The sequence below is a fragment of the Pseudomonas sp. Teo4 genome (assembly GCF_034387475.1).
In the GTDB taxonomy this organism is placed as follows: Bacteria; Pseudomonadota; Gammaproteobacteria; order Pseudomonadales; family Pseudomonadaceae; genus Aquipseudomonas.
The window spans coordinates 709399-734118 of sequence record NZ_JAXCIL010000002.1 but is presented as its reverse complement, the minus strand read 5'-3'; the positions used below and the strand labels follow the sequence as shown (position 1 = coordinate 734118).

Annotated in this window: 24 protein-coding genes and 1 pseudogene; 11 read left to right on the top strand and 14 right to left on the bottom strand. The window is 61.9% G+C overall.

Features of this window, described 5'->3' with window-relative positions:
- Positions 1–6 precede the first annotated feature (6 nt).
- Positions 7–729, top strand: coding sequence for a tRNA (guanosine(46)-N7)-methyltransferase TrmB (gene trmB, locus PspTeo4_RS19655; RefSeq protein ID WP_322365592.1), 723 nt, complete (start codon positions 7–9; stop codon positions 727–729).
- A gap of 632 nt (positions 730–1361) precedes the next feature.
- Here trmB and PspTeo4_RS19650 read toward each other — a convergent pair.
- From PspTeo4_RS19650 to PspTeo4_RS19610, 9 genes are all read right to left on the bottom strand, one after another.
- Positions 1362–1688, bottom strand: coding sequence for a DUF3392 family protein (locus tag PspTeo4_RS19650; protein WP_023378203.1), 327 nt, complete (start codon positions 1686–1688; stop codon positions 1362–1364).
- Between the two features lie 9 nt (positions 1689–1697).
- The gene (hemW, locus tag PspTeo4_RS19645) at positions 1698–2885 is read right to left on the bottom strand and encodes a radical SAM family heme chaperone HemW (RefSeq protein ID WP_322365591.1); all 1188 of its coding nucleotides are present in this window, start codon (positions 2883–2885) and stop codon (positions 1698–1700) included.
- On the bottom strand, positions 2882–3478 hold the full coding sequence (gene rdgB / locus PspTeo4_RS19640) for an RdgB/HAM1 family non-canonical purine NTP pyrophosphatase (RefSeq protein WP_322365590.1): 597 nt from the start codon (positions 3476–3478) through the stop codon (positions 2882–2884). Before rdgB ends, hemW begins: the two co-directional genes overlap by 4 nt.
- Positions 3475–3909 carry a DUF4426 domain-containing protein gene (locus PspTeo4_RS19635; RefSeq protein WP_322365589.1) on the bottom strand — a complete coding sequence of 145 codons (435 nt, stop codon included), beginning with the start codon at positions 3907–3909 and terminating at the stop codon, positions 3475–3477. The genes rdgB and PspTeo4_RS19635 overlap by 4 nt, the downstream gene beginning before the upstream one ends.
- A gap of 21 nt (positions 3910–3930) precedes the next feature.
- Entirely contained in the window at positions 3931–4551 is a 621-nt protein-coding gene (metW, locus tag PspTeo4_RS19630; protein WP_322365588.1) for a methionine biosynthesis protein MetW, read from the bottom strand.
- Between the two features lie 7 nt (positions 4552–4558).
- Positions 4559–5698 (bottom strand): homoserine O-succinyltransferase MetX, encoded by a 1140-nt coding sequence (metX, locus tag PspTeo4_RS19625; RefSeq protein ID WP_322365587.1) that lies wholly within the window; start codon positions 5696–5698, stop codon positions 4559–4561.
- A gap of 89 nt (positions 5699–5787) precedes the next feature.
- Entirely contained in the window at positions 5788–6378 is a 591-nt protein-coding gene (locus PspTeo4_RS19620; RefSeq protein ID WP_322365586.1) for a YggT family protein, read from the bottom strand.
- A gap of 10 nt (positions 6379–6388) precedes the next feature.
- The gene (proC, locus tag PspTeo4_RS19615; RefSeq protein ID WP_322365585.1) at positions 6389–7207 is read right to left on the bottom strand and encodes a pyrroline-5-carboxylate reductase; all 819 of its coding nucleotides are present in this window, start codon (positions 7205–7207) and stop codon (positions 6389–6391) included.
- A gap of 38 nt (positions 7208–7245) precedes the next feature.
- A complete protein-coding gene (locus tag PspTeo4_RS19610) occupies positions 7246–7932 on the bottom strand; it encodes a YggS family pyridoxal phosphate-dependent enzyme (protein WP_322365583.1) in 687 nt (228 codons plus the stop codon).
- Between the two features lie 65 nt (positions 7933–7997).
- On the opposite strand from PspTeo4_RS19610, the gene PspTeo4_RS19605 reads away from it, so the two are divergent.
- A complete protein-coding gene (locus PspTeo4_RS19605) occupies positions 7998–8996 on the top strand; it encodes a PilT/PilU family type 4a pilus ATPase (protein WP_322365581.1) in 999 nt (332 codons plus the stop codon).
- A gap of 133 nt (positions 8997–9129) precedes the next feature.
- Here PspTeo4_RS19605 and PspTeo4_RS19600 read toward each other — a convergent pair whose 3' ends face one another.
- Positions 9130–9756 carry a C40 family peptidase gene (locus tag PspTeo4_RS19600; protein ID WP_322365579.1) on the bottom strand — a complete coding sequence of 209 codons (627 nt, stop codon included), beginning with the start codon at positions 9754–9756 and terminating at the stop codon, positions 9130–9132.
- 168 nt (positions 9757–9924) lie between these two features.
- On the opposite strand from PspTeo4_RS19600, the gene PspTeo4_RS19595 reads away from it, so the two are divergent.
- Positions 9925–10344, top strand: a complete 420-nt coding sequence (locus PspTeo4_RS19595) for a TM2 domain-containing protein (RefSeq protein ID WP_322365577.1) — start codon at positions 9925–9927, stop codon at positions 10342–10344.
- A 42-nt stretch (positions 10345–10386) separates the two neighbouring features.
- Here the strand turns inward: PspTeo4_RS19595 and PspTeo4_RS19590 are convergent, their stop codons facing one another.
- The 3 genes from PspTeo4_RS19590 to PspTeo4_RS19580 all read right to left on the bottom strand — a co-directional run bounded on the left by PspTeo4_RS19590 (position 10387) and on the right by PspTeo4_RS19580 (position 15151).
- Positions 10387–11085, bottom strand: coding sequence for an SPOR domain-containing protein (locus PspTeo4_RS19590; RefSeq protein WP_322365576.1), 699 nt, complete (start codon positions 11083–11085; stop codon positions 10387–10389).
- 1 nt (position 11086) lies between these two features.
- Complete coding sequence (gene argS / locus PspTeo4_RS19585) at positions 11087–12823, bottom strand: arginine--tRNA ligase (protein ID WP_322365574.1); 1737 nt, start codon at positions 12821–12823, stop codon at positions 11087–11089.
- A gap of 108 nt (positions 12824–12931) precedes the next feature.
- Positions 12932–15151 carry a primosomal protein N' gene (locus tag PspTeo4_RS19580; protein ID WP_322365573.1) on the bottom strand — a complete coding sequence of 740 codons (2220 nt, stop codon included), beginning with the start codon at positions 15149–15151 and terminating at the stop codon, positions 12932–12934.
- Positions 15152–15319: 168 nt separating this feature from the next.
- On the opposite strand from PspTeo4_RS19580, the gene rpmE reads away from it, so the two are divergent.
- From rpmE to PspTeo4_RS19565, 3 genes are all read left to right on the top strand, one after another.
- Positions 15320–15535, top strand: coding sequence for a 50S ribosomal protein L31 (gene rpmE, locus PspTeo4_RS19575; protein ID WP_029614303.1), 216 nt, complete (start codon positions 15320–15322; stop codon positions 15533–15535).
- A 2-nt stretch (positions 15536–15537) separates the two neighbouring features.
- Positions 15538–16359, top strand: coding sequence for a thermonuclease family protein (locus PspTeo4_RS19570; protein WP_322365572.1), 822 nt, complete (start codon positions 15538–15540; stop codon positions 16357–16359).
- 179 nt (positions 16360–16538) lie between these two features.
- Positions 16539–17807 carry a malic enzyme-like NAD(P)-binding protein gene (locus PspTeo4_RS19565; protein ID WP_322365570.1) on the top strand — a complete coding sequence of 423 codons (1269 nt, stop codon included), beginning with the start codon at positions 16539–16541 and terminating at the stop codon, positions 17805–17807.
- 368 nt (positions 17808–18175) lie between these two features.
- Here PspTeo4_RS19565 and PspTeo4_RS19560 read toward each other — a convergent pair whose 3' ends face one another.
- The gene (locus PspTeo4_RS19560; protein ID WP_416196989.1) at positions 18176–20626 is read right to left on the bottom strand and encodes a penicillin-binding protein 1A; all 2451 of its coding nucleotides are present in this window, start codon (positions 20624–20626) and stop codon (positions 18176–18178) included.
- A 175-nt stretch (positions 20627–20801) separates the two neighbouring features.
- On the opposite strand from PspTeo4_RS19560, the pseudogene pilM reads away from it, so the two are divergent.
- The 5 genes and pseudogenes from pilM to aroK form a co-directional block, all read left to right on the top strand.
- A pseudogene (gene pilM / locus PspTeo4_RS19555) lies at positions 20802–21353 on the top strand (type IV pilus biogenesis protein PilM); the annotation flags it as partial.
- A 56-nt stretch (positions 21354–21409) separates the two neighbouring features.
- The gene (locus tag PspTeo4_RS19550; RefSeq protein WP_322365567.1) at positions 21410–21946 is read left to right on the top strand and encodes a PilN domain-containing protein; all 537 of its coding nucleotides are present in this window, start codon (positions 21410–21412) and stop codon (positions 21944–21946) included.
- Positions 21943–22959, top strand: a complete 1017-nt coding sequence (locus PspTeo4_RS19545; protein WP_322365566.1) for a pilus assembly protein PilP — start codon at positions 21943–21945, stop codon at positions 22957–22959. Before PspTeo4_RS19550 ends, PspTeo4_RS19545 begins: the two co-directional genes overlap by 4 nt.
- Entirely contained in the window at positions 22883–24151 is a 1269-nt protein-coding gene (locus tag PspTeo4_RS19540) for a type IV pilus secretin PilQ (protein ID WP_322365565.1), read from the top strand. Before PspTeo4_RS19545 ends, PspTeo4_RS19540 begins: the two co-directional genes overlap by 77 nt.
- 4 nt (positions 24152–24155) lie before the next feature.
- Positions 24156–24674 carry a shikimate kinase AroK gene (gene aroK / locus PspTeo4_RS19535; protein ID WP_322365564.1) on the top strand — a complete coding sequence of 173 codons (519 nt, stop codon included), beginning with the start codon at positions 24156–24158 and terminating at the stop codon, positions 24672–24674.
- Positions 24675–24720 lie beyond the last annotated feature (46 nt).

The window sequence follows — 24720 nt, the reverse complement described above, 5'->3', positions numbered from 1 at the left end:
CCCCTGATGACTGAATCGCAAGATACGCCGAGCACCGCTGACGGCGAAGCGCGCCCCCACCGCCGCATCAAGAGTTTCGTGATGCGTGCCGGGCGCATGACCGAAGGCCAGCAACGAGGCCTCGACCAGGGTGGCCCGCAGTTCATCCTGCCGCTGGCTGACAGCCCGGTGGACTACGACCAGGTGTTTGGCCGTTCGGCGCCGCGTACTCTGGAAATCGGCTTCGGCATGGGCCATTCCCTGCTGGAAATGGCTGCTGCCGCGCCGGAGCTGGACTTCATCGGTGTCGAAGTGCACCGTCCGGGCGTTGGCGCGCTGCTCAACGGCGTGCTGACCCAGGGCCTGAAGAACCTGCGGGTGTATGACTGCGACGCCATCGAAGTGCTCAACCGCTGCGTGGCCGACAACAGCCTCGACCGCCTGATGCTGTTCTTCCCTGACCCATGGCACAAGGCGCGCCACCACAAGCGCCGTATCGTGCAGCTGGAGTTTGCCGAGCTGGTTCGACGCAAACTGAAGCCGGGCGGCGTGTTCCACATGGCCACCGACTGGGAGCCGTATGCCGAGTACATGCTGGAAGTGATGAGCGCGGCACCGGGTTATCGCAACCAGGCGGCCGATGGTGCTTATGTCCCGCGTCCGGAAGAACGTCCGATCACCAAGTTCGAGCGCCGTGGTGAGCGCTTGGGGCATGGGGTGTGGGATCTGAAGTTCGAGAAGGTGGATTGATCGGCTGTTTTAGCCATTCGATGCACTGATGCCTGCAGAAATGCAGGCGCAAAAAAACCGCCCTGAGAAGGGCGGTTTTTTTATTGAAGTGATAGGACTGAGTATCCTTCGCTTCGGAACTTCACTGAAAACCCTCCACACGAAATCGATCATAGGCAGCCCGAATGGGGGCGTCAATGTTGGAAATATCCAGCATTAAGTGTGTCAGAGCGGTTAACAGCCCTGAGTGGATATTCCAAGTATTATCGCGCTGCTCCTGTGTGGATCAATTCAGTGATGGGCCGGGTTGTAGATGAATTCTGCTTTCCGGCCCCTTCGACATGGCCTGAGAACCGTGCCGGTGAGTGATTTTCGAAGGGCCATTGACCTGGCCACTTCACTGAGAACCCTCCACATGGTTTTCGAAGGCATCGAAGTACCGGTTAGATGCTGGAAGATTGGCCCGCCAACACGGAGGCCAAGGCATATGAAGCATTTGCTTGATGCGCTGAGCCGCGTCTGGAAGCTCATCCGGATCTTGACTGTGCTCAAGACCGTACGGGACTTCATGCGTGATCACTTCGACGATGCCCAGTAAGGGCTAGTCAGGTGGTAGGGCTGCCCTGGTTTCCCGGGGCAGCTTTTAGCAGTCCTTACCCGCGGCGATCAGCCACCACGCCAATCAACACCAGCACCACCAGCAGCACGGGTGCCAGCGCATAGTTGTTGAACTGCCCAAGCCCCTTCACCACCCACGGCGTCGCATAGATCAGCGCCGCACCGCTGCCAATCATCACCAGCAAGGCCATGAACGGCACGCGCAGTGCGCCAGCCAGACCGCCCAGGCGTTGCTCCACCCAGCCTTTGATATCGGTGCCGAACAGCACCAGCAGGCAGCCCACCAGGGCCAGGGAAATCTCCGACAGGTTGCTACGGCTCCAACGGGAAACCGTCGCCAGCAGATCAAGTACCAGATCCATGGGTCATCCTTAGGTCAAGAAATACTGCAGCAGGTCATTGAGGAACAGCTGGCCCCGTGGCGTGGCCACCAGTCGATCCGGTTCGACCTGCAAAAGGCCCTTTTGTTCGGCGGCGCGGCGCGCCTCGGCCAGCTGTTCCAGCGGCAGGCCGGTTCGCTGGGTGAACAGCTCAGCTTCAACACCCTGGGTCAGGCGCAGAGCGTTCATCAGGAACTCGAACGGTAGCTCATCGGCAGGCAGCAGCTTCTCGCCAGCCTTGAACGGCTTGGCCAGGTTCAGGTAGTCCTTGGGTAGCCGGGTTTTCCAGGTGCGCAGGATGCGCCCGTCGGCGAAGGTCAGCTTGCCATGGGCGCCGGCGCCAATGCCGATGAAGTCGCCGAAGCGCCAGTAATTGAGGTTGTGCCTGGCCGGTCGACCCGGCTGGGCGTAGGCGGACACTTCGTACTGGGCGAAGCCGTGCTCGGCCATCAGAGCCTGGCCCGCTTCCTGGATGTCCCAGAGGATATCGTCCTCCGGCAGCTCGGGCGGCTGGTTCCAGAACACGGTGTTCGGCTCGACGGTCAACTGGTACCAGGACAGATGCGTCGGCCCCAGGTCGATGGCCTGGCGCAGGTCGCCCAGCGCGTCTTCCAGCGACTGGTCGGGCAGGCCGTGCATCAGGTCCATGTTGAAGTTGTCGAAGCCGGCAGCGCGTGCCATGCCGGCAGCACGGATCGCTTCATCGCCATTGTGGATGCGGCCCAACGCTTCGAGCTTGGCCGGCTGGAAGCTTTGCACGCCAATGGACAGGCGGTTGATTCCGGTCTGTCGGTAGGCTTTGAACTTCTCCTGCTCGAAAGTACCCGGGTTGGCCTCCAGGGTGATTTCGATATCCGCCGCGAACGGAATACGCTGCTCGACACCTCGCAGCAGGCGGCCGAGGGCGTTGGCGCTGAACAGGCTCGGGGTGCCGCCGCCGAAGAAGATCGAGCTGATCGGGCGGCCTTGTACCGCCACCAACTCCTGGTCGAGATCGGTCAGCAGCGCGTCGACGTAGGCATCTTCCGGCAATTCAGGCCCGGCGGCGTGGGAGTTGAAGTCGCAGTAGGGGCACTTGCGCACGCACCACGGGATATGGATGTACAACGCCAGGGGCGGCAGCACGGCGAAACCCGCCGCACCTGGCAGGTGCGGTCGGGTGGACAGCTTATCGGTCATGCCAGGCCCAGACGTTGACGCAGCAGGGCCATGGCGCGGGCGCGGTGGCTAAGCTGGTTCTTCTCGACAGGTGGAAGGTCGGCGCTCGAACAGCTGCGCTCCGGCACCCAGAACAGCGGGTCGTAGCCGAAGCCGTGTTCGCCACTGGCCTCGAACAGGATCTGCCCGTGCCACAGGCCTTCACACAGGATCGGCAGTGGGTCGTCGGCATGGCGCACCAAGGCCAGCACGCAGACGAACTGGGCGCCGCGCTGGTCCTGGGGGACATCTTTCAGGGCTTCGAGCAGCTTGGCATTGTTTGCCGCGTCACCCTTGCCGTCGGCATAGCGCGCCGAGTAGATGCCCGGCGCACCGCCGAGGAAGTCCACGGCCAGGCCGGAGTCGTCGGCCAGGGCCGGCAGGCCGGAGATACGCGCTGCGTTACGTGCCTTGAGGATGGCGTTTTCGACGAACGACAGGCCGGTTTCTTCGGGTTCTACCTGGCTGAACTCGCCAATCGAGCGCAGTTGGACGGATGCTCCGAGCATGGCCTGGAGTTCCTTGAGCTTGCCGGCGTTGTGGCTGGCCAATACGAGTTGCTGGAAATTCATCATTCGCCTGGGAATACTTCCTGATTGAAGCTGAGTTTATGGCTGACGCCGCCAGTTTCGACATTCACGTCGAACGTCAGGGTTTCTGCCTGTTCGATCTTGAACTGGGCGATGTAGTACACCGCACCCTGGTCAGTGATCTGTTTGAACGACAACGGGTTACTGCGCCCGGTCAGGTCTTTCACCGTGCCGCTGACCACCGCCATGGCAGGCTTGCTGGCCTTGAGCACGGCAATGTTCAGCACGCCCTGGTTCTTGCTGCGAGTAAGCCCCGTGGCGGCGGCGATGTCCGGTTGCAGCATGCTCGAGGTGAAGGCGCTGTAGTGGACCGTCACATCGCCGAAGACTTCCTTGCGCTCGGGCTTGGCGGCATCGGCAGCCAGTACCGGCAGGGCCAGGCACAGGCTGATCAGGAACAGGGCTAGGCGACGCATGGTGCATTCCTCCGCTGGGCGTCAGACCGCGAGCTGGTGCTCCTGCAGGCCAGGGCTGCTGACGCGATAAATGCCGATTTCACCTAGAAGATTAGGCCAAAGCCGCCCGCCCCACCCGTTACGGTGCAAATGGTCGACCGCCAGGCGGTCGAGCACCTTGGCGTGGCGCTCGTGGCACAGCTGTTCGAAGTCGGCGAAGGTGCAGAAGTGGATGTTCGGTGTGTTGTACCAGGTATACGGCATGAAGTCCGATACCGGCATGCGGCCTTTGGTCGCCAGGTACCAACGGCAGCGCCAGTGGCCGAAGTTGGGGAAGGTGATGATGCAATGGCGGCCGACGCGCAGCATCTCGTCCAGGATGCGGTCGGGGTACTCCACCGCCTGCAGGGCCTGGGTCATGATGACCACGTCGAAGCTGTTGCTGGCGAAGTTGCCCAGGCCTTTGTCCAGGTCCTGCTCGATGACGTTGACACCTTTGGCCACGCAGGCGGCGATGTTGTCGGCGTCGATCTCCAGGCCGTAGCCGGTGACCTGCTTGCGATCACGCAGCGAGGCCAGCAACTCGCCATTGCCGCAGCCCAGGTCGAGTACCCGGCTGCCGGCGGGGATCCAGTCGTGGATGATTTCCAGATCGGCTCTCATGCTGTCCTCAGATGGCGATGCGGTTCATGTAGTTCGAGAAGCCCTGAATGTACCGAGGTGTCGGGATCAGGAAGGCATCGTGCCCGTAAGGTGAGTCGATATCCAGGTAACAGACGTTCTTGCGTGCGGCCATCAGGGCGTCGACGATCTCTCGCGAGCGGGCCGGCGAGAAGCGCCAGTCGGTGGTGAACGACATGATGCAATAGTCTGCCTTGACGTGAGCCAGGGTCGCCGCCAGGTCGCCGCCGTGGGCTGCAGCCGGGTCGAAGTAGTCCAGTGCCTTGGTCATCAGCAGATAGGTGTTGGCGTCGAAGCGGCCGGAGAACTCTTCGCCCTGGTAGCGCAGGTAGCTTTCGACCTGGAACTCGACGCTGTGGAAGTCGTAGTTGAGCTTGTCGCTCTTGAGCTCACGGCCGAATTTCTCACCCATCGAGTCATCCGACAGGTAAGTGATATGGCCGACCATGCGGGCCAGCATCAGGCCGCGCTTGGGGATAACGCCTTGATCCTGGAACGAGCCGCCGTGGAATTCGGGGTCGGTGAGGATGGCCTGGCGTGCCACTTCGTTGAAGGCGATGTTCTGCGCCGACAGTTTGGGTGCAGACGCGATGTCTACACAGTGGCGCACGCGGTCGGGGTAGGTCATGGTCCACTGCAAGGCCTGCATGCCGCCCAGGCTGCCGCCCACTACTGCGGCCCATTGCTGGATGCCCAGGCGATCGGCCAGGCGCGCCTGGCTGTGCACCCAGTCCACCACGGTCAATACCGGGAAGTCGGCGCCATAGGGCTTGCCACTGGCTGGGTTGATGCTGCTGGGGCCGGTACTGCCGTTGCAGCCACCCAGGTTGTTCAGGCTGACCACGAAGAAGCGATTGGTGTCGATCGGCTTGCCGGGGCCGATGCAGCTGTCCCACCAGCCCGGCTTGCGGTCGGTGGGGGCATGGTAGCCAGCGGCATGGTGATGGCCGGACAACGCATGGCAGATCAGCACGGCATTGCTCGCGCTGGCATTCAGGGTGCCATAGGTCTCGTAAACCAGCTCGTAGCTGGCCAGCGAGCGGCCACAGGCCAGGGCCAGCGGTTCATCGAACCGGGCAATTTGCGGTGTTACCAGACCGACGGAATCTTCGGGAAGGACAGTGGACATCGACCCTGCTCACGCTTGACGGAGGCGTAAGTCTAAAGAGCGCTACCCCCAGCGGCAAGCAAAGGCTTGCCGCTGGGTATTACGCAGGGTCAGATCATCCGCCACAGTTCCTGTGGCATGCCGGCGTAGGCCGCCAGCGGAGGCATGACGAACGACTGCAGCACCTGGATCGCAATGAAAGCGAAGATCGGCGAAATGTCCATGCCGCCCAGGTTAGGCACGATGCGGCGGAACGGCGCCAGTACCGGCTCGCTGATCTGGTAGGCCAGCTCGGCGGCAGGGTTGTGGCTGTTCGGCGCAACCCACGAGACGATCACCATGACGATCATCGCGACCCAGAAAATCTTCAGGAACAGCGAAGTGATGCCAATGATCGCCCACATCAGCAGGTGCAGGATGTCGCCGAAGGTGCCGTAGGTGACCATCAGCACGAAGCCCATCAGCAACGCCTGAATGACCACCGACAGCAACAGTGACGAGGTGTCCAGCCCGCCGACGCTCGGGATGATGCGGCGAATCGGCTTGAGCAGTGGCTGCGTGGCGCGCACAGCGAACTGGCACAGCGGGTTGTAGAAGTTGGCCTTGACCAGTTGCAGTACGAAGCGCAGCAGGACGATCACCAGGTACAGGCTGACCAGGGTTTGCACTACGAAAATCAAGGCACCGGACAGTGCATTCATCAAGAACTCCTTATTTGCCCAATTGTTCGGCCAGCTCGGCGGAGCGTTTTGCCGCAGCTTCCAGCGCCTGTTCCACAATGGCTTCGAAGCCGTTGGCCTGGAACGACTTGATGGCCGCTTCGGTGGTGCCGGCTGGCGAGGTGACACGGCGGCGCAGCTCGGCGGCGTCGACATCGCTGGCAACAGCCATGTGCGCAGCGCCCAGTGCGGTCTGCAGGGTCAATTGCGAGGCGGTTTCACGGGGCAGGCCGAGTTTTTCGCCCGCTGCGGTCATGGCCTCGATCAGCAGGAAGAAGTACGCCGGGCCACTGCCGGAGACCGCGGTCACGGCATCCAGTTGCTGTTCTTCATCGAGCCACAGGGCGGTACCCACTGCAGACAGCAGTTGCTCGGCTTGCTGACGCTGCTCGGCAGAAACCTCGGTGGTGGCGTACAGGCCGCTCACGCCTTGGCGCAGCAGGGCTGGTGTGTTGGGCATGCAGCGCACAACTGGGCGCGGACCAAGCCAGGCTTGCAAGCTGGCGCAGGTGATACCGGCGGCGATCGAGACGATCAGCTGGCCATCCTTCAGGTTGGAGGCCAGGGCTTGGCAAACGGTCTTCATGACCTGTGGCTTTACCGCCAGGACGATCACATCAACGCCGTCGATGGCTTGGGCGTTGTCTTCGAAGGTTTCGATGCCGTGCTCGGCTTTGACGCGGGTGCGGGTTTCGGCACCTGGGTCGCTGGCGCGGATCTGCGAGGCGTCCAGGCCCTGGGCGCGCAGGCCGCCGATCAGGCTGGCGGCCATGTTGCCGGCGCCGATGAAGGCAATACGTGTCTTGCTCATGTCAGGTCCTTGAGGGAAAGAGTGAGTAAAGCATGGAATCAAGCGGGGCCGTAGTTGCGCGCGCCGAACAGGGCGGTGCCGATACGCACCCAGGTCGCTCCCTGCGCGATGGCCGCTTCGAGGTCGTGGCTCATGCCCATGGACAAAGTGTCGCAATCAAGGCCCAAACCTTCCTGCAACTGGCGCAGGCTGGCAAAAGCGGCCTCCTGTGCAGCCCGGTCTTCGGTCGGCTCGGGAATTGCCATCAAGCCGCGTAGACGCAGGTTGGGCAGGGCGGCGACAGCCTTGGCCAGCGCAGGCAAGTCGCCTGGCGCGCAGCCAGACTTGCTGTCTTCGCCGCTGACGTTCACTTGCAGGCAGATATTCAGCGGCGGCAACCCGGCAGGCCGTTGTTCGGACAGGCGTTGGGCGATCTTCAGGCGGTCCACGGAATGTACCCAGTCGAAGTGCTCGGCGATGGCTTTGGTCTTGTTCGACTGAATGGGGCCGATGAAGTGCCAGATCAAGGGCAGGTCGCGCAGCTCGTCCTGTTTGGCCAGGGCTTCCTGCAGGTAGTTTTCGCCGACATCGCGAACGCCTGCGGCATGGATCTCGCGGATGGCGCTGGCGGGCTTGGTCTTGCTCACGGCCAGCAGATGGACGCTGGCCGGGTCGCGCCCTGCAGCCCGTGCCGCGCTTTCGATGCGGCTGGCGAGGGCGGAAAGGTTGTCTGCTATGGTGGACATGGATCGCTGCCGTCGGCTCATGGGTCTGCGGCATTCTACCTGCTTGATGGTCTTTGGGGAGTCTCATGGACGTGACCGACCTCTTGGCCCGGGCTATGGATGCAGGGGCTTGTGACCTGCACCTGGCTGCGGGTGACGTACCGCTGATACGCCTGGATGGTGAACTGCAACGCCTGGATCTGCCGCCCTTGTCGGCGACGGCGGTTCATGACGGGCTGGCGCATCTGCTCGACGAAGCGCAATGTCGTCAGTGGACACAAGGCGATGAGCTGGACATGGCGCTGGACCTGCCGTCGCTTGGACGCTTTCGCTTGAATCTGTTTCGCCAGTTGAATGGGCCAGGGGCCGCTATTCGGATCATTCCGAAACGAATTGCGACACTCGAAGAACTTGCCCTCACAGAAGTGTTTCGAGCTGTTTCGCAATGCGTCGACGGCCTGATCCTGGTGGGAGGGCCGACCGGAAGTGGAAAGTCCAGTACGCTGGCGGCACTGGTCGATCAGCTCAATCGTGAGCGGTCGTTGCACATCATCACCCTCGAAGACCCTATCGAAGTTATCCACAATCGGCAGCGCAGCCTGGTCAACCAGCGCGAGGTCGGGCGCCATTGCCGTGACTTTGCCCAGGGGTTGCGCAGTGCATTGCGCCAGGACCCGGATGTCATCGTGATTGGCGAGTTGCGGGACCTTGAAACGATTCGTCTGGCGTTGCGCGCCGCCGAAACCGGCCACCTGGTGCTGGCGACCGTCCACACCCGCTCGGCCATCAGCAGCATCGACCGACTGGTGGAGGTGTTCGCTGCCGAGGAGAAAACCTTGGTCAGAGCCATGCTGGCGGAGTCCTTGCGCCTGGTAATGGCGCAGGTTTTGGTAAGGCGCAGAGGTGGTGGCCGTGTGGCAGCAAGGGAAGTGCTGGTGGCGACGTCCGCTGTGCGCAACTTGATTCGCGAAGGGCGGATGGCGCAGTTGCAGTCGGTGATGCAGTCGGGGGCGGCGGCGGGGATGAGAACGATGGAGGGGGCGATGGAAACTTTACGGGCAGCAGGGGTGATCGACGCGTCGTAGCGCCCCCTGTCACCTACTGGTATCTGCCTGTACCGGCCTCATCGCCGGCAAGCCGGCTCCCACAGGTTTCAGTGATCTCAAGATCAGCGCGGTCCATGTGGGAGCCGGCTTGCCGGCGATGGCGCCAGTGAGCTTAGCGCTTGGCCAGCGCCAGCTGCTGCTGTTCCTTCGGCAACACCCGCTTGGCAACAACGTAGTGTTTCTGCCAGTAAGGCTTGCTCAGGGTGTCGATGCTCACCCGCTTGCCGCGGCGCGGTGCATGGATGAAGCGGTCGTTGCCCAGGTAGATGGCAACGTGGTTGACCCGACGGCTCTTGATGTTGAAGAAGATCAGGTCGCCCGGCTTGAGGTCACTTTTTGCCACCTTGACGCCCTGGCCTTGAGCCATGGCATTGGAGGTGCGCGGCAGGTCGACATCGGCCACATCGTTGAAGGCGTACTTCACCAGCCCGCTGCAATCGAAGCCCTTGGTCGGGCTGCTACCACCCCAGCGATAGGGGGTGCCCAGCACATTGACGGCCCGGCTGAGCACATTGCTGCTCTGCTTGGGGGACATCGCTGCAACCGGCTGGTATTGAGCGTTGGCGACGTTAGTTGGGCGCGCGCGCAGGTTCGCCTGCTTTGTCGGCGCATGTTTCACGGCGGCATTGGTGGTATAGCCGGTGAAACCGTTGGGTAGACGTTGCTCACGATTGGTGGCGTGGGCGGCCAGGGGTAATAATAGACAGAGGGTCAGCCATGTCTTGAACAAAGGCGGCATAGATGAAGCTCTTTTAAGTGTTTTATGTGTGTTGGCGCGCAACTTTATAACAGCTTTTTGATCACTTTCTGATCCGTTGGTCGATTGTCATGCTGCCGTACGTCGGCCTGCGACGGAAAAGTCACATTTTCTTTTAGAAAATTTTCGGATAACCCACGGGGGCTATGAATGAACAGTTATCAACAGGGGGCGCCAGCCCACGACACCCACAGCAAGGTGCTTGGCTATCTGCTGTGGATTTTCGGCTTCACCGGCTCGCACCGTTTCTATTACGGTAAGCCGATCACTGGGACGATCTGGTTCTTCACCCTGGGACTGCTGGGGATCGGCTGGCTGATCGACCTGTTCCTGATCCCGTCGATGGATCGCGAGGCCGACCTGCGTTTTCAGCCGGGGCGGGTAGATTACAACCTTGCCTGGATCCTGCTGACTTTCCTCGGCATCTTCGGTGCCCACCGCCTGTACCAAGGCAAGTGGATCAGCGCGATCATCTACTTTTTCACCGGCGGGCTGTTCCTGCTGGGCGTGCTGTATGACTTCTGGACGCTGAACAGCCAGATCTCCCAGGTCAACGCCGAGCGTCGCTGACAGAAAAAAGGCCTTGTCGCGCTGAGCGGCAAGGCCTTGTCGTTACTGGCGGGTCTGACGTTGCTGCAGCAGCAGGTTGCTGAAGCCAGCGCCTGCCAGCTGCTTTTGCGCCGACGTCAGTTGTTCACGGTTACTGAACGGCCCGACCAGCACGCGGTACCAGGTCTCTTCCTTGACCGTGCCCGACTCCACCTTCACCGCTTGGCCAAGCAGGATGATCTGCGCCCGTACCTTGTCTGCATCGGCTTGCTTGCGGAACGAGCCAGCCTGCAGGAAGAACTGGGTGGTGGCTGCCGGCTTGATCACTGGCGGTGCCGGAGGCGGTGTTTGACCCATCAGCGCGGCCTGGGCGCGGGCAGTGTCGATCTTGGCCGCCTCAGCTGGCGTTACCGGCGTCACTGGCTGGGCCGGTACTGGTGGTGTTTTTTCCGGTACAGCTTCCGGCGGCACGATGACCTCGGACTCTGGCAGCAGCGTGTAGAAGTCGTACTTCGGTTTCACTGGCTGCTGCGGGGTGGCCGGCGCGGTCTTGCTCGCTTCAGCCACCTTTTCAGATTTCTGCTGCTCCGGTTTGGTGCGCTTGATGTCGCCGCCACCTGGTTCAAGCTTCATCAGGAAGACGATGAAGGCGCCTACGGTCAAGCCGACCGCCAGCCACACCCAGCCAGGGATCGGCTGTTTGGACGGCGCCTGTTGGCGGCTGGCGCCGCGCTTGGGAGCAGGTTTTTTCTTGGCAGCCAACTTACATGCGCTCCAGGGTTTCCAGGCCGAGCAGTTCCAGACCTTGTTTCAGGGTACGACCGGTCAGTGCAGCCAGGCGCAGGCGGCTTTGCTGCTGCTCTGGGTTTTCGGCCGCCAGGATCGGGCAGTTCTCGTAGAAGCTGGAGAACAGGCCGGCGAGGTCGTACAGGTAGCTGCACAGCACGTGCGGGGTGCCTTTGTCGGCGACGTTGTTGAGGATTTCGCCGAACTGCGCCAGGCGTGCGGCCAGGTCTTGCTCGTGGGCTGCCTGCAACACGATCTTGCCCTCGACTTCGTCGAAGCCCTTGCCCAGCTTGCGGAACACACCGGCGACGCGGGTGTAGGCATACAGCAGGTAGGGCGCGGTGTTGCCTTCGAAGTTGAGCATCAGTTCGAAGTTGAAGCTGTAGTCGCTGGTGCGGTGCTTGGACAGGTCGGCGTATTTGACCGCGCCGATGCCCACCACTTCGCCGATGTGGCGCAGGTCGTCTTCGGCCAGGCTCGGGTTCTTTTCCTTGACCAGGGCGTAGGCACGCTCCTTGGCTTCGGTAAGCAGGTCGATCAGCTTCACGGTACCGCCGTCACGGGTCTTGAACGGGCGGCCATCGGCGCCGTTCATGGTACCGAAGCCCATGTGCTCCATCTGCATCGGATGGCCGACGAAGCCTGCGCGGCGGGCAACTTCGAACACCTGGTTGAAGTGCAGGGCCTGGCGCTGGTCGACGAAGTACAGGGCGCGGTCGGCTTTAAGCACGTTGCTGCGGTAGCGCACTGCGGCCAGGTCGGTGGTGGCGTACAGGTAACCGCCGTCGGCCTTCTGCACGATTACCGGCAGCGGCTCGCCTTCGGAGTTCTTGAATTCCTCGAGGAATACGCACTGCGCGCCCTGGTCCTCGACCAGCAAGCCCTTGGCCTTGAGGTCGGCGACCACGTTGGCCAGGTCGGCGTTGTAGGCGCTTTCGCCCATCACGTCGGCCATGGTCAGTTTGACGTTGAGCAGCTCGTAGGTCTTCTGGCAGTGGGACAGGGAAATGTCCTTGAAGCGTGTCCACAGGGCCATGCAATCCGGGTCGCCGGCTTGCAGCTTCACAACCAATCCACGCGCGCAGGTGGCGAATTCTTCGGATTCGTCGAAACGCTTCTTGGCGGCGCGGTAGAAGTTCTCCAGGTCCGACAGTTCGTCGCTGGTAATCGGGTTCTCTTCCAGGTAGGCCAGCAGCATGCCGAACTGGGTGCCCCAGTCGCCCACGTGGTTCTGGCGGATCACCTGGTCGCCGAGGAACTCCAGCACCCGCGCGACGCTGTCACCAATGATGGTCGAGCGCAGGTGGCCGACGTGCATTTCCTTGGCCAGGTTAGGGGCCGACATGTCGATCACGACTTTTTCCGCGGCACCGGCCTTGCGCACGCCCAGGTGGGTATCGGCCAGCGCGGCGTCCAGGCGGTTGGCCAGGGCGTCGGTGTTCTGGAAGAAGTTCAGGAAGCCTGGGCCGGCGATTTCGACCTTGCTGATGTCGGCGCTGGCCGGCAGTGCATCGATCAGTTTTTCGGCCAGGTCGCGCGGCTTCATGCCGGCTGGTTTGGCCAGCATCATGGCGATGTTGCTGGCGAAGTCGCCGTGAGTCTTGTCCCGGGCGTTTTCCACCTGGATCGCCGGCGACAGCCCTTCAGGCAGCACACCGTCGGTGACGAGTTGGGTGAGGGCTTGCTGGATCAGCTGGCGAATGGTGTCTTTCATGGGGTTCTCTTTTCGACCGCAAGCGCGGTGGAGCGCCTGGATGCGCAGGTGGAAAAACTGGGCATTATCCGTTGCTGGGGCCGGGTTGCCAACCTTTGCGCGGCAAGCTTAATAAAGGTCCACTGGATCGACATCCAGCGACCAGCGTACCTGGCGCCCGCTCGGCATCTGCTCCAACACTAGCAACCAGGCGCTGATCAGTCGATGCAAGGGGGCGCGGGTATTGGCCTGAATCAATAGTTGCGCGCGGAAGCGTCCGGCGCGGCGCTCCATGGGCGCGGGTACCGGGCCCAACAGCTCGATGCCGGGCAGGGCCTGCTCGGCCACCAGCCGTTCGGCGGCGGCGCACGCTTCGTCAAGGAAGCTTTCTGCCTGGCCCGGCTTGTGGGCTTCGGCGCGCAGAAGGGCAAGGTGGGAGTAAGGGGGCAGGCCGGCCGTGCGGCGCTCGATCAGGGCCTGTTCGGCGAAGGCGAAGTAGCCTTGTTCGGTCAATTGCACCAGCAGGGGGTGGTCGGCCAGGTGGGTCTGGATGATGACTTTGCCAGGCTCTTCGGCACGGCCAGCGCGGCCAGCCACTTGGACGATCAGTTGGGCCATACGCTCGCTGGCGCGAAAATCGCCGGAGAACAACCCGCCATCGGCATCGAGAATGGCCACCAGGGTCACCCGCGGGAAATGGTGACCCTTGGCCAGCATCTGGGTGCCCACCAGAATGCTCGGCTGACCACGCTGGATGGTGGTGAACAGGTTGTGCATGGCGTCCTTGCGGGCAGTGCTGTCTCGGTCGACGCGCAGAATCGGGTAGTCCGGGAACAGTACCTTGAGGCGTTCTTCGGCGCGTTCGGTGCCAGCCCCTACCGGGCGCAAGTCGACGTGATTGCACTGCGGGCACTGCTGCGGCAGGCGTTCGTCATAGCCGCAGTGGTGGCAGCGCAGCACGCCGGAGCGCTGGTGCACGGTCATGCGGGCATCGCAGCGCGGGCATTCGGACAACCAGCCACAGTCGTGGCACAGCAAGGTGGGGGCGAAACCGCGGCGGTTCAGGAACACCAATACTTGCTGGCCGGCTTCCAGGGTCTGGCGGATGGCCTGCTGAAGCGGGCCGCTGATTCCGCTGTCCAGCGGCAGGCTTTTCACATCCAGGCGCAACATGCGTGGAGGGCGCGCGCCACCAGCGCGCTGGTTCATGCGCAGCAGACGGTAACGTCCGCTCAGGGCGTTGTGCAGGGTTTCCAGCGACGGGGTCGCGGAGCCGAGCAGAATCGGGATGTTCTCCTGGTGGGCGCGCACCAGCGCCAGGTCGCGGGCGTGGTAGCGCAAGCCTTCCTGCTGTTTATAGGAGCCGTCGTGCTCTTCGTCGATGATGATCAGGCCCGGGTTCTTCATGGGCGTGAACAGGGCCGAGCGGGTGCCGATGATGATGTCGGCTTCGCCATCACGGGCCGCCAGCCAGGCGTCGAGGCGCTCACGGTCGTTGACGGCCGAATGCAGCAGGGCGATGCGGGCATTGAAGCGCTGCTCGAAGCGCGCCAGGGTCTGCGGGCCCAGGTTGATCTCCGGGATCAGCACCAGCGCCTGTTTGCCGGCTTCAAGGGTCTCGCGGATGAGTTGCAGGTAGACCTCAGTCTTGCCGCTGCCAGTCACGCCGGCCAGCAGGAAGGCGGCGAAGCCACCGAAGCCTTCGCGTATGGTGTCGAAGGCTTCGCGTTGTTCTTCGTTGAGAGGCAATTCAGGCTGGGCCAGCCAGTGCTCATGACGTGCCCCGGGCAGATGGCGGCGCACCTCGACCTGAACCAGGTCCTTGGCCAGCAACAGGTCGAGGCTGTCCTTGTTCAGGTTGAGTTTGCCCAGCAGGCTGTGGGCCACGCCATGCGGGTGCTGGGCCAAAGTCTTGAGCGCGTCGCGCTGGCGAGGCGCGCGGGCGATGCGTGGGTCTTCAAGGCGGGCGCCAGGGGTGACGTGCCAGAACCGTTCCTGGCGCATCTCGGCAGGCTCGCCCTGGCGCAGCAGAGTGGGCAAGGCCCAGCTCAGGGTGTCGCCCAGGCTGTGCTGGTAGTACTGGGCGGTCCACAGGCACAGCTTGAACAATGCGGCTGGCACGGGTGAGACCGGGTCGAGCAGGGCAATTGCCGGCTTGAGCTTCTCGGCGGGCACTTCGCTCTTGTCACAGACCTCTACCAGCACGCCGATGATTTCGCGTCGGCCGAACGGCACGCGGATGCGCATGCCAGGCTCAAGCGCCTGGCGCGCCATGCTCGCCGTTGCCCGGTAGTCGAACAGGCGACGCAAGGGAGAAGGGAGGGCAAGGCGCAGGATGACGTCGGACACGCGGAAGGTCTCGGAAGGGTATTTCAACGAGTGGCGAGACTAGCAGACGACCGTCGGTACAAGCGACAACTTGCGCTGACGCCGCACTCTGGTATTATTCGCCGCCTAATTACGTGCGGTATTCAACAATTGGTGTTGGGTGGCGGCACGCAGCTCGAGGAAGTGACCATGAAAGCAGATATTCATCCGAACTACGAAGTAGTTGCAGTCACCTGCAGCTGCGGCAGCAAATTCGAAACCCGTTCGACCCTGGCCAAGCCGCTGGCGATCGACGTGTGCTCCCAGTGCCACCCGTTCTACACTGGTAAGCAGAAAGTCCTGGACACCGGTGGTCGCGTACAGAAGTTCGCCGATCGCTTCGGTATGTTCGGTACCAAGAAGTAATCATGCGCATGGCGAATCCTTCGGGTTTCGCGTTGCTGCAAAAGAAAGCGCCCCTTGTGGGCGCTTTTTTTGTGGGCGCGATTTGGCATTTTCCGGCCTTGGCGTTCTGCCCGCTGCCGGAAAACCCGCAACGGGTGGCCGTGCGACAGATCGTCGATGGCGACACCTTGCGCCTTGCCGATGGCCGCAGTGTGCGCCTGATTGGTATCAATGCCCCGGAGATCGGCCGCAAGGGGCGCAGCAGCGAGCCTTACGCCGAAATGGCCAAGCAGCGCCTGCAGGCCTTGGTCAAAGCCAGCGATGGCCGTGTGGGGCTGGTGCCAGGTGTCGAGGCGAAGGACAAGTACGGTCGCACCTTGGCCCATGTCTACGGGCGCAATGGCGACAATTTCGAAGCCCGGTTGCTCAGCGAAGGGCTTGGTTACCGCGTTGCGGTCGCACCCAATGTGCGCCTTTCTGGTTGCCAGCAGGCCGCCGAGCAGGCTGCTCGCACTTCTGGCGTGGGGTTGTGGCGGCGTTCACCGGTGTTGCGTGCAAGTGAAGTCAAACGGTCCGGGTTTGCCGTGATCGGTGGCAGAGTTCAGGGCATCGAGCGCAACCGGGGTGGTGTGTGGCTCGAGCTCGACGATGCTGTGGTGTTGCAGGTTCCCGCTCGTCTGCAACGCAACTTCCCTTCTGGCTTCTTCGATAACCTCAAAGGACGCCAGGTCGAAGCGCGTGGCTGGGTGCTGGATCGTTCCCGCAAGGGAGGTCTGAAGCCAGGGCAGCGACGCTGGGTGTTGCCATTGACCGATCCGAGCATGCTGGAACGCGTTTCGCGGTGAAATAATTGTAGACATTTCGCTACGGGATTGTACACACTGAAAGCCGTATCCTCCGTGGGTTGTAGCGTAAAGTCGTAGGCTAAAGGCCTTGACACAAGTGACTGACCAGTCTTGTGGCTCCCCGGCTCTTTGCGTATCCTCGGCGGTCCGTCAGAACAGTAAATTGCGGAATGCCCACCATGTCAGACCTGAAAACCGCCGCTCTCGAATATCACGCTCAACCTCGTCCGGGGAAACTGAGCGTCGAGCTCTCCAAGCCAACTGCCACCGCCCGCGACCTCGCCCTGGCCTACAGCCCAGGTGTTGCCGAACCCGTGCGCGAGATCGGCCGTGATCCAGAGCTGGCCTACAAATACACCGGCAAGGGCAACTTGGTTGCGGTGATCTCCGATGGCACCGCCATCCTCGGTCTGGGTGACCTCGGCCCACTGGCTTCCAAGCCGGTCATGGAAGGCAAGGGTGTTCTGTTCAAGCGTTTCGCTGGCATCGATGTATTCGACATCGAAGTCGATTCGGAAAGCCCGCAGGCCTTCATCGACACCGTCAAGCGCATCTCCATCACCTTCGGCGGCATCAACCTCGAAGACATCAAGGCACCTGAGTGCTTCGAGATCGAGCGCACCCTGATCGAGCAGTGCGACATTCCGGTCTTCCACGATGACCAGCACGGCACCGCGATCGTGACTGCCGCAGGCATGATCAACGCGCTGGAAATTGCCGGTAAGAAACTCGAAGAGGCCAAGATCGTCTGCCTGGGCGCCGGTGCTGCAGCCATCTCCTGCATGAAGCTGCTGGTGAGCATGGGTGCCAAGGTCGAAAACATCTTCATGATCGACCGCAGCGGCGTGATTCACGCTGGCCGTGACGACCTGAACCAGTACAAGGCCCAGTTCGCCCACGCCACCGACAAGCGCACCCTGGCTGATGCCCTGGATGGCGCCGACGTGTTCGTTGGTCTGTCCGGCCCGAACCTGCTGAGCGCTGAAGGCCTGAAGTCGATGGCGGCCAACCCGATCGTGTTCGCGTGCTCGAACCCTGATCCGGAAATCTCGCCAGAACTGGCTCACGCCACCCGCAGCGATGTGATCATGGCGACCGGTCGTTCCGACTACCCGAACCAGGTCAACAACGTTCTGGGCTTCCCGTTCATCTTCCGTGGTGCTCTGGACGTCCGTGCCAAGCGCATCAACGAAGAGATGAAGATCGCTGCCGCCATCGCCCTGAAAGACCTGGCCAAGCTGCCGGTGCCGAAGGAAGTTTGCGAAGCTTACGGCGTTGACGGTCTGGAATTCGGCCGTGAGTACATCATTCCGAAGCCACTGGATGCACGTCTGATCACCGTCGTTTCCGATGCCGTGGCCAAGGCCGCAATCGAATCCGGCGTTGCGACCCTGCCGTATCCGAAGCACTACCCGCTGAACAGCGTGGATGAAGTGTTCAACGGCTGATTCAGTCGTAGCGACACGAAAAAGCCCCGGCTCGTAGGAGTCGGGGCTTTTTGTTTTTGGGTGTGGCTTGCCAGATATTCATCATGGCATTTTCGCCGTTTGCAAGATCGAGCGCCGCCCGCGCGGCGCATCGCGAGCAAGGCTCGCTCCTACGTCTGTTTAAGGCCAATAATGCCTGTTACACGCGCGCGCGACCGCCTTGTTTGTTCGACTCAATATCGCGGCGTGCGCCAAAGCGGTCGCGTGCATTCCCGCAGGCATGACTGGCCCGAAACAGACGTAGGAGCGAGCCTTGCTCGCGATGCGCCGCGCGGGCGGCGCGCGTTTCACGTGCCGCCGCAAGACCCAAGGCGAGCACTTGGATTAGATCAGAACAGATCCATCGGCGCCGCTTCATCTGCCGGCAGCGGGCTGCCTGGCGCGGCACCATTACCCAGCTCATCCACCGACGGCGGCGAGTCTTCGGCCTTGAACAGCTCGAAGTAGGCATTCGGCGTACTCGGCGAGGCGGCGCGACCACTCACAGGGTCTACGCGCAGGCTGAGAATACCCTCCGGCTCCGCCGGTGCGTGGTTCGGCTTGTCCTTCAGCGCTGCACCCATGAAGTTCATCCAGATCGGCAGCGCTACAGTGCCGCCGTATTCGCGACGACCGAGGGTTTCCGGCTGGTCGAAACCGACCCACACCGTGGTGATGTAGTCAGCGTTGTAACCGGAGAACCAGGCATCCTTGGACTCGTTGGTCGTGCCGGTCTTGCCTGCCAGATCGGTGCGGCCCAGCGCCAGGGCGCGACGGCCGGTGCCGCGCTTGATCACATCCTGAAGCATGCTGGTAAGGATGTAGGTGGTGCGGCCATCGATGATCTGCTCTGCGGTCGCCGGTGCTTGCGGGGCCGGCGCAACCTGGCCGTAGCTGGACGGTGCTTCACCGGGCATGGCGGCGGTGCTGATCGGCTGCTCCGGTGCGGCCAGGCCTGCATGATCTTCGGCGCCTTGTGGGACGCGCGCCGGGTTGGCGGTGAACAGGGTCTCGCCGTTGCGGCTTTCGATGCGGTCGATCAGGTAGGGGGTGATCTTGTAACCGCCGTTGGCGAAGGTGCTCCAGCCGGTGGCGATCTCCATCGGGGTCAGGGTCGCGGTGCCCAGTGCCAGGGACAGGTTGCGAGGCAAGTCCTGCTTGTTGAAGCCGAACTTGGCGATGTAGTCGATGGTGCGGTCTACACCCATCGCCTGTAGCAGGCGGATCGACACCAGGTTGCGCGACTTGTACAACGCCTCGCGCATGCGGATCGGCCCCAGGAAGGTGTTGGTGTCGTTCTTCGGCCGCCAGACCTTGTCCAGGTACTCGTCGACGAACACGATCGGTGCGTCGTTGACCAGGCTGGAGGCGGTGTAGCCACTGTCCAGTGCTGCGCTGTAGATGAAGGGCTTGAAGCTTGAGCCTGGCTGGCGCTTGGCCTGCATGGCGCGGTTGTAGTTGCTCTGCTCGAACGAGAAGCCACCGACCAGGGCGCGGATGGCACCGTTGTAAGGGTCGAGGGTCACCAGTGCGCTCTGCGCGCCGGGAATCTGGCTGAACTTGAGTTTGCCGTCGTCCAGGCGCTGCAGGCGCACCAGGTCACCAACCTGAGCTACATCCGCCGGCGATTGCGGCGCACGACCTTGGGAGTTGGTGTTGATGAACGGGCGAGCCCATTTCATGGTGTCCCAGGCGACTTCTTCTTCCTGGCCGCCACGGGTGAGTACTTTCAGGCCGTTCTTCTCGACTCGGGTGACGATGGCTGGCTCCAGCCCGCCCATGGTGCGTTGCTTGTTCAGCTCCTGCAGCCAGGCTGCCTGGGTCTTGCCTGGGAAGCGCGCCTCGGGGCCGCGGTAGCCATGGCGTTCGTCGTAGTCGGAGAGGCCATTGAGAACGGCCTTGTTGGCCATTTCCTGCATGTCGCTCGGGACCGTGGTGGTCACGCGGAAGCCTTCGGTGTAGGCCTCGCTGCCGTAGCGGCCAACCATTTCGGCACGGGCCATCTCAGCGATGTACGGTGCGTTCACTTCCGGGGTCGGCACGTGGTAACTGGCGTTCAGCGGTTCGGCCAAGGCGGCCTGGTAGCTGGCTTCGTCGATTTTGCCGAGTTTGTACATGCGGCCGAGAATCCAGTCCCGGCGCTCTTTGGCACGTACCGGGTTGGCCAACGGGTTGAAGCGCGACGGCGCCTTGGGCAGGCCGGCGATCATCGCCATTTGCGCCAGGCTCACGTCACGGATCGACTTGCCGTAGTACACCTGCGCGGCGGCCTCGATGCCGTAGGCGCGGTTACCCAGGTAGATCTTGTTGACGTACAGCTCGAGGATCTCGTCCTTGGTCAGCTCACGCTCGATCTGCAGAGCCAGGAGAATCTCGTTGGTTTTACGCGAGAAGCTGCGTTCGCTGGTGAGGAAGTAGTTCTTCGCCACCTGCATGGTGATGGTGCTGCCGCCGGTCTGGATATGGCCAGACTTGACCAGCTGGCTGGCGGCACGCATCAGGCTGCTTGGGTCGACGCCATAGTGGTTGAGGAAATTGTCATCCTCGGCAGACAGAAGCGCCTGAATGAATTGTGGGGGAATATCCGCGAAACGGATCGGCGAGCGGCGCATTTCGCCGAATTCGGCAATCAGCTTGCCGTCGCTGCTGTACACCCTGAGCGGGATCTGCAACTGGATACTTCTGAGCGATTCGACCGAGGGCAGGCTGGGGCTAAGATACAGAAACGCACCGCTCACACCGAGTACGAGCGCGCAGGTGACTGCGACGAGTGACCACCAGAAGAACTTCAGCAGGCGTATCAAGGCTTTTGGGTGTCCAGGTTGAGGAGTGAATTGCGCATGGGTCCGGCGGACGAAAAAACGCTGGGCATTATAAGCATTTTTCGTCTTGCCGGGTGACCGGCCAGGCGGCCCGCGCAACCGTCCGGCCAGCACGTCGCGGATTTGGTTGGCCAAATTGAGCAAGGAATCAGGGATGTTTGGACGCTTCGGCAAGGATGCCGGCTCATTGCTTGGGGTGGAAATCACCTCCGATTCCGTTCGGATGCTGCAGCTTCAGCGCCGTCGTGGACGTTACCAGGTGGCGGGATTGGCGGTTGAGCCGATCGAGCCGCCATCTGCAGGTGATTGGTTGGCAGATCCTGAGCGGATCGTGTCGGCATTGCGAAGGGCTCATCAGCGATCGTTCAGTCGTCAGCGTCGCGTTGCCGTGGCGGTGCCGGCGAGCCAGGTGATCTGCAAGGTGTGTCAGTTACCCGCAGGCCTGACGGAAGCCGAGTTGGAGGCGCACTTGCTGGTCGACGCCGACCAGTTGTTTCCCTTTCCACTGGATGACCTGGCGCTGGATTTTCAGGTGCTGGGGGCGTCGCAGGTTGAGCCCGGCTCCTTCGACGTCATGGTGGCGGCTTGCAGGCAAAGTACGCTTGACCCGCTTGAAGCGCTGTTTCTCGATGCCGGATTGCAGCTTGAGGCGGTGGAAGTCGACAGCATAGCCTTGCAGCGTGTGTCGTCGCTGGCTGGTTTGGAAGAGTGCAGCGATTCGATGCCTCTGGCCTTCGCCCTGGCACTGGGAGGTATGCGCCGATGATACGTCTGAACCTTCTGCCCTGGCGCGAGCGGAAACGACAAGCTGCAATCAGGCAGTTCAAGGTTTCTTTAGTCGCCAGTGCGCTCCTTGCCTTGTGCGTGGTGATTGCCCTCGATCAACTCTCGCGCCAGCGTGTACAGCAACAAATTGCACTCAACCAGCATAAAGACGCCGCCCTTGCCGAGTTGGAGTCTCAACTGGAATCGTTTGGAGAAACACAGGCAGCCGTTGTGACCGTGCGCGATCAGGTTGCGGCTCTGGGTGCTTTAAGGGTTGATCAAGGTGTATTGCAGGCGCTGTTCGTCGATCTGGAGCGAGCTATGCCGGATGGCGTTCAACTGACAGAGCTCAAGCTGGAAGATGGGCGGCTTCAGATTGTCGGGCGGGCCGGGTCCGGCGCGTTGGTGGCTCAGCTGTTACGCGATCTTGAGCGTTCCTCGGTCCTGATCGACCTGCAGCTCAAACAGATCAGGAGCATGCCTGGTGGCGACGAGTTTTTGCTCGTGGCCCAGGTGCGAGCGTCTTGGGCATGAGCGTGCTGCAGGCGCTGGACTGGCAAGGGCTTGTGGCGCGCTCTGCGGCCTTCAGGGTGATCATGCCGGCGGGTTTGGCATTGTTGGTGCTCGTGGCAGGTGGCTTGCTCAGGGTGCCGGAGCTGCGTGAACAGCGGAACTCACAGCTTCTCAGGCATGACCAGCTGGAGCGGGAGCACAAGTCCAGGGCCGAGCAATTGAAGATGCTGAGTGACACACAGGCGGCGTTCGCCGATGCAGAGCGGCAGTTGAACCAAGCCCGCTGGGGGCTTGCGGCTGGCGAGAGCATGAGTGACTTGCTCGACCGAATGGCGGCTTCCGGGCATGCGCAGGGGCTGCATTTTGAACAGCTCGATGTGCTGGAGCCGGTCATGCAGACCGGTTACCGCCAGACGCCCTTGAATGTGCAGGTGGTAGGGCGCTACCCAGCATTACGGGAGTGGCTGGGCGACTGGTTCGGTCAAGTACGCTTGCTGCGTGCTGCTGACATGGCATTGGCCGTGGTCGAGGGGCGTCCAGGGCTGTTGCGATTGCGCTTGCAGGTGCAGACCTACCACGCCAAAGCGCCCGTCCCATCCACTGAATGGTTGGCTCAGTTGCCTGCTCAGGCTGGGGTCGTTGCGCCGGCAATCGATCCGTTCGCCACATGGATCAGTCGTTCGCCTCGGGGTGAGCTTGGCAGCATTCCGCTGGCGCAACTGGAAATGATTGGCAGCCTCGCGCGCGGCCAGGAGTACGAGGCCTTGTTGCTGGCCGCCGGGCGGTTGTATCGCGTGCGTGCAGGAGATCGGGTGGGGCGCGACGAGGGTGTAGTGGTACGAATCGACGAGCAAGGGACTGAAGTGCGCGAGCGCCTGCACGTGGGCGGTAGTTGGCAGGAACGTACGGTCGTTCTTGCGATGCGCAAACGCCTGGAAGAGGGGGGCAGGGAAAACGATGAAGTGCCTGTTGAAATGGATGTCGGCGGCGCTGTTGATCGTTCAGCCGGTCATGGCAGCACCCTACAGGGGTGAGCCGCTGTCGCTGAACTTTCAGGATGTGCCGGTGCGCTCGGTGCTGCAGGTGATGGCCGATTACGCGGGCATCAACCTGGTTGCCAGTGATGCTGTACAAGGCAACGTCACCTTGCGATTGCAGGATGTGCCGTGGGATCAGGCGCTGGACCTGGTGTTGCGCAGCAAAGGCCTGGGGCGTCGCGAAGAGGGCAATGTATTGCTGGTGGCGCCGGCCGCTGAGCTGGCCGAGCAATCTCGGGGCGAGCGGATCGGGCAAGAGCTTGATGCTCAAGTGCAGCCTCTGCGTCGGGCATTGTTGCCAATCCATCACGCCAAGGCTTCCGAGCTTGCGGAGTTGCTCCAGGCGACACTTGCGGACGATGGCATTCTGACAGGTCGAGGCAGCTTGAGTGTCGATGAGCGTACTAACACCCTGATTGCTCACCAACCGGTCGACCGCCTTGCCGAACTACGTCGATTAGTGGCGGAGCTGGATGTACCGCTGAGGCAAGTAGCAATAGAGGCGCGTATCGTCGAAGCCAATGTCGACTACGAGAAGAGCCTGGGGGTGCGTTGGGGTGGGCCGCTGTATGGCGAAAAGGCGCAACTCGGCCGGGACTTGTTCGTTGACCTGGGGGTGGAAAAGGCGACCTCGGGGGTGGGGCTGGGTCTGCTACGTGGCGATGTGCTGCTGGATCTTGAACTCAGTGCCATGGAAAAAAGCGGCAATGGCGAAATCATCTCTCAGCCGAAAGTGGTTACGGGCGACAAGGAAACTGCCAAAATCCTCAAAGGTACCGAAGTGCCGTATCAGGAAACCAGCAAGAGTGGCGCCACTTCTGTTGCTTTCCGAGAAGCTTCGTTGTCCCTTGAGGTAACGCCGCAGATCACCCCGGATGGCAGTGTGATCATGGCGGTCAGAGTGACCAAGGATGAGCCTGATTACGTCAACGCCCTGAATGACGTGCCACCTATTCGCAAAAACGAGGTCAACGCCAGGGTTCGTGTAGCGGATGGTGAAACGATCGTGATTGGTGGTGTCTATTCGACCATGCAAAACAAAGTGATCGACAAGGTGCCATTTTTCGGCGATCTGCCGTATGTTGGGCGGCTGTTTCGACGCGATGCATTACAAGAGAAAAAATCCGAGCTGCTGGTCTTCCTGACTCCGCGTATCATGAGTGACCAGGCGATTGCTGTGAGTCGTTGATTCTGTGCGAAATTTGATACTTGTGGGGCCCATGGGCGCTGGAAAGAGCACCATCGGTCGCCTGTTGGCCAAAGAGTTGCGCCTGCTGTTCAAGGATTCCGACAAGGAAATTGAACTGCGAACCGGCGCCAACATCCCGTGGATCTTCGACAAAGAGGGCGAACCGGGCTTCCGTGACCGTGAGCAGGCAATGATCGCCGAGCTCTGCGGCCTCGATGGCGTGGTCCTGGCGACCGGCGGTGGCGCGGTGATGCGCGAAGCCAACCGTCAGGCCTTGCATCAGGGCGGTCGCGTGATCTACCTGCATGCGTCAGTGGAGCAGCAGGTCGGGCGTACCGCGCGCGACCGAAATCGCCCGTTGTTGCGCACCGCCAACCCGGAAGCGACCCTGCGAGCCTTGCTCGAAGCTCGCGACCCGCTCTATCGCGAAATCGCCGACCTGGTGGTGGAAACCGACGAACGGCCGCCACGCATGGTCGTGCTCGATATTCTGGAACGCTTGCAGCAGTTGCCGCCCCGGTAAGCGGGGTCTATTCTCGGCGTCCAGCGCCGAGGCGAGGTTCAACGTT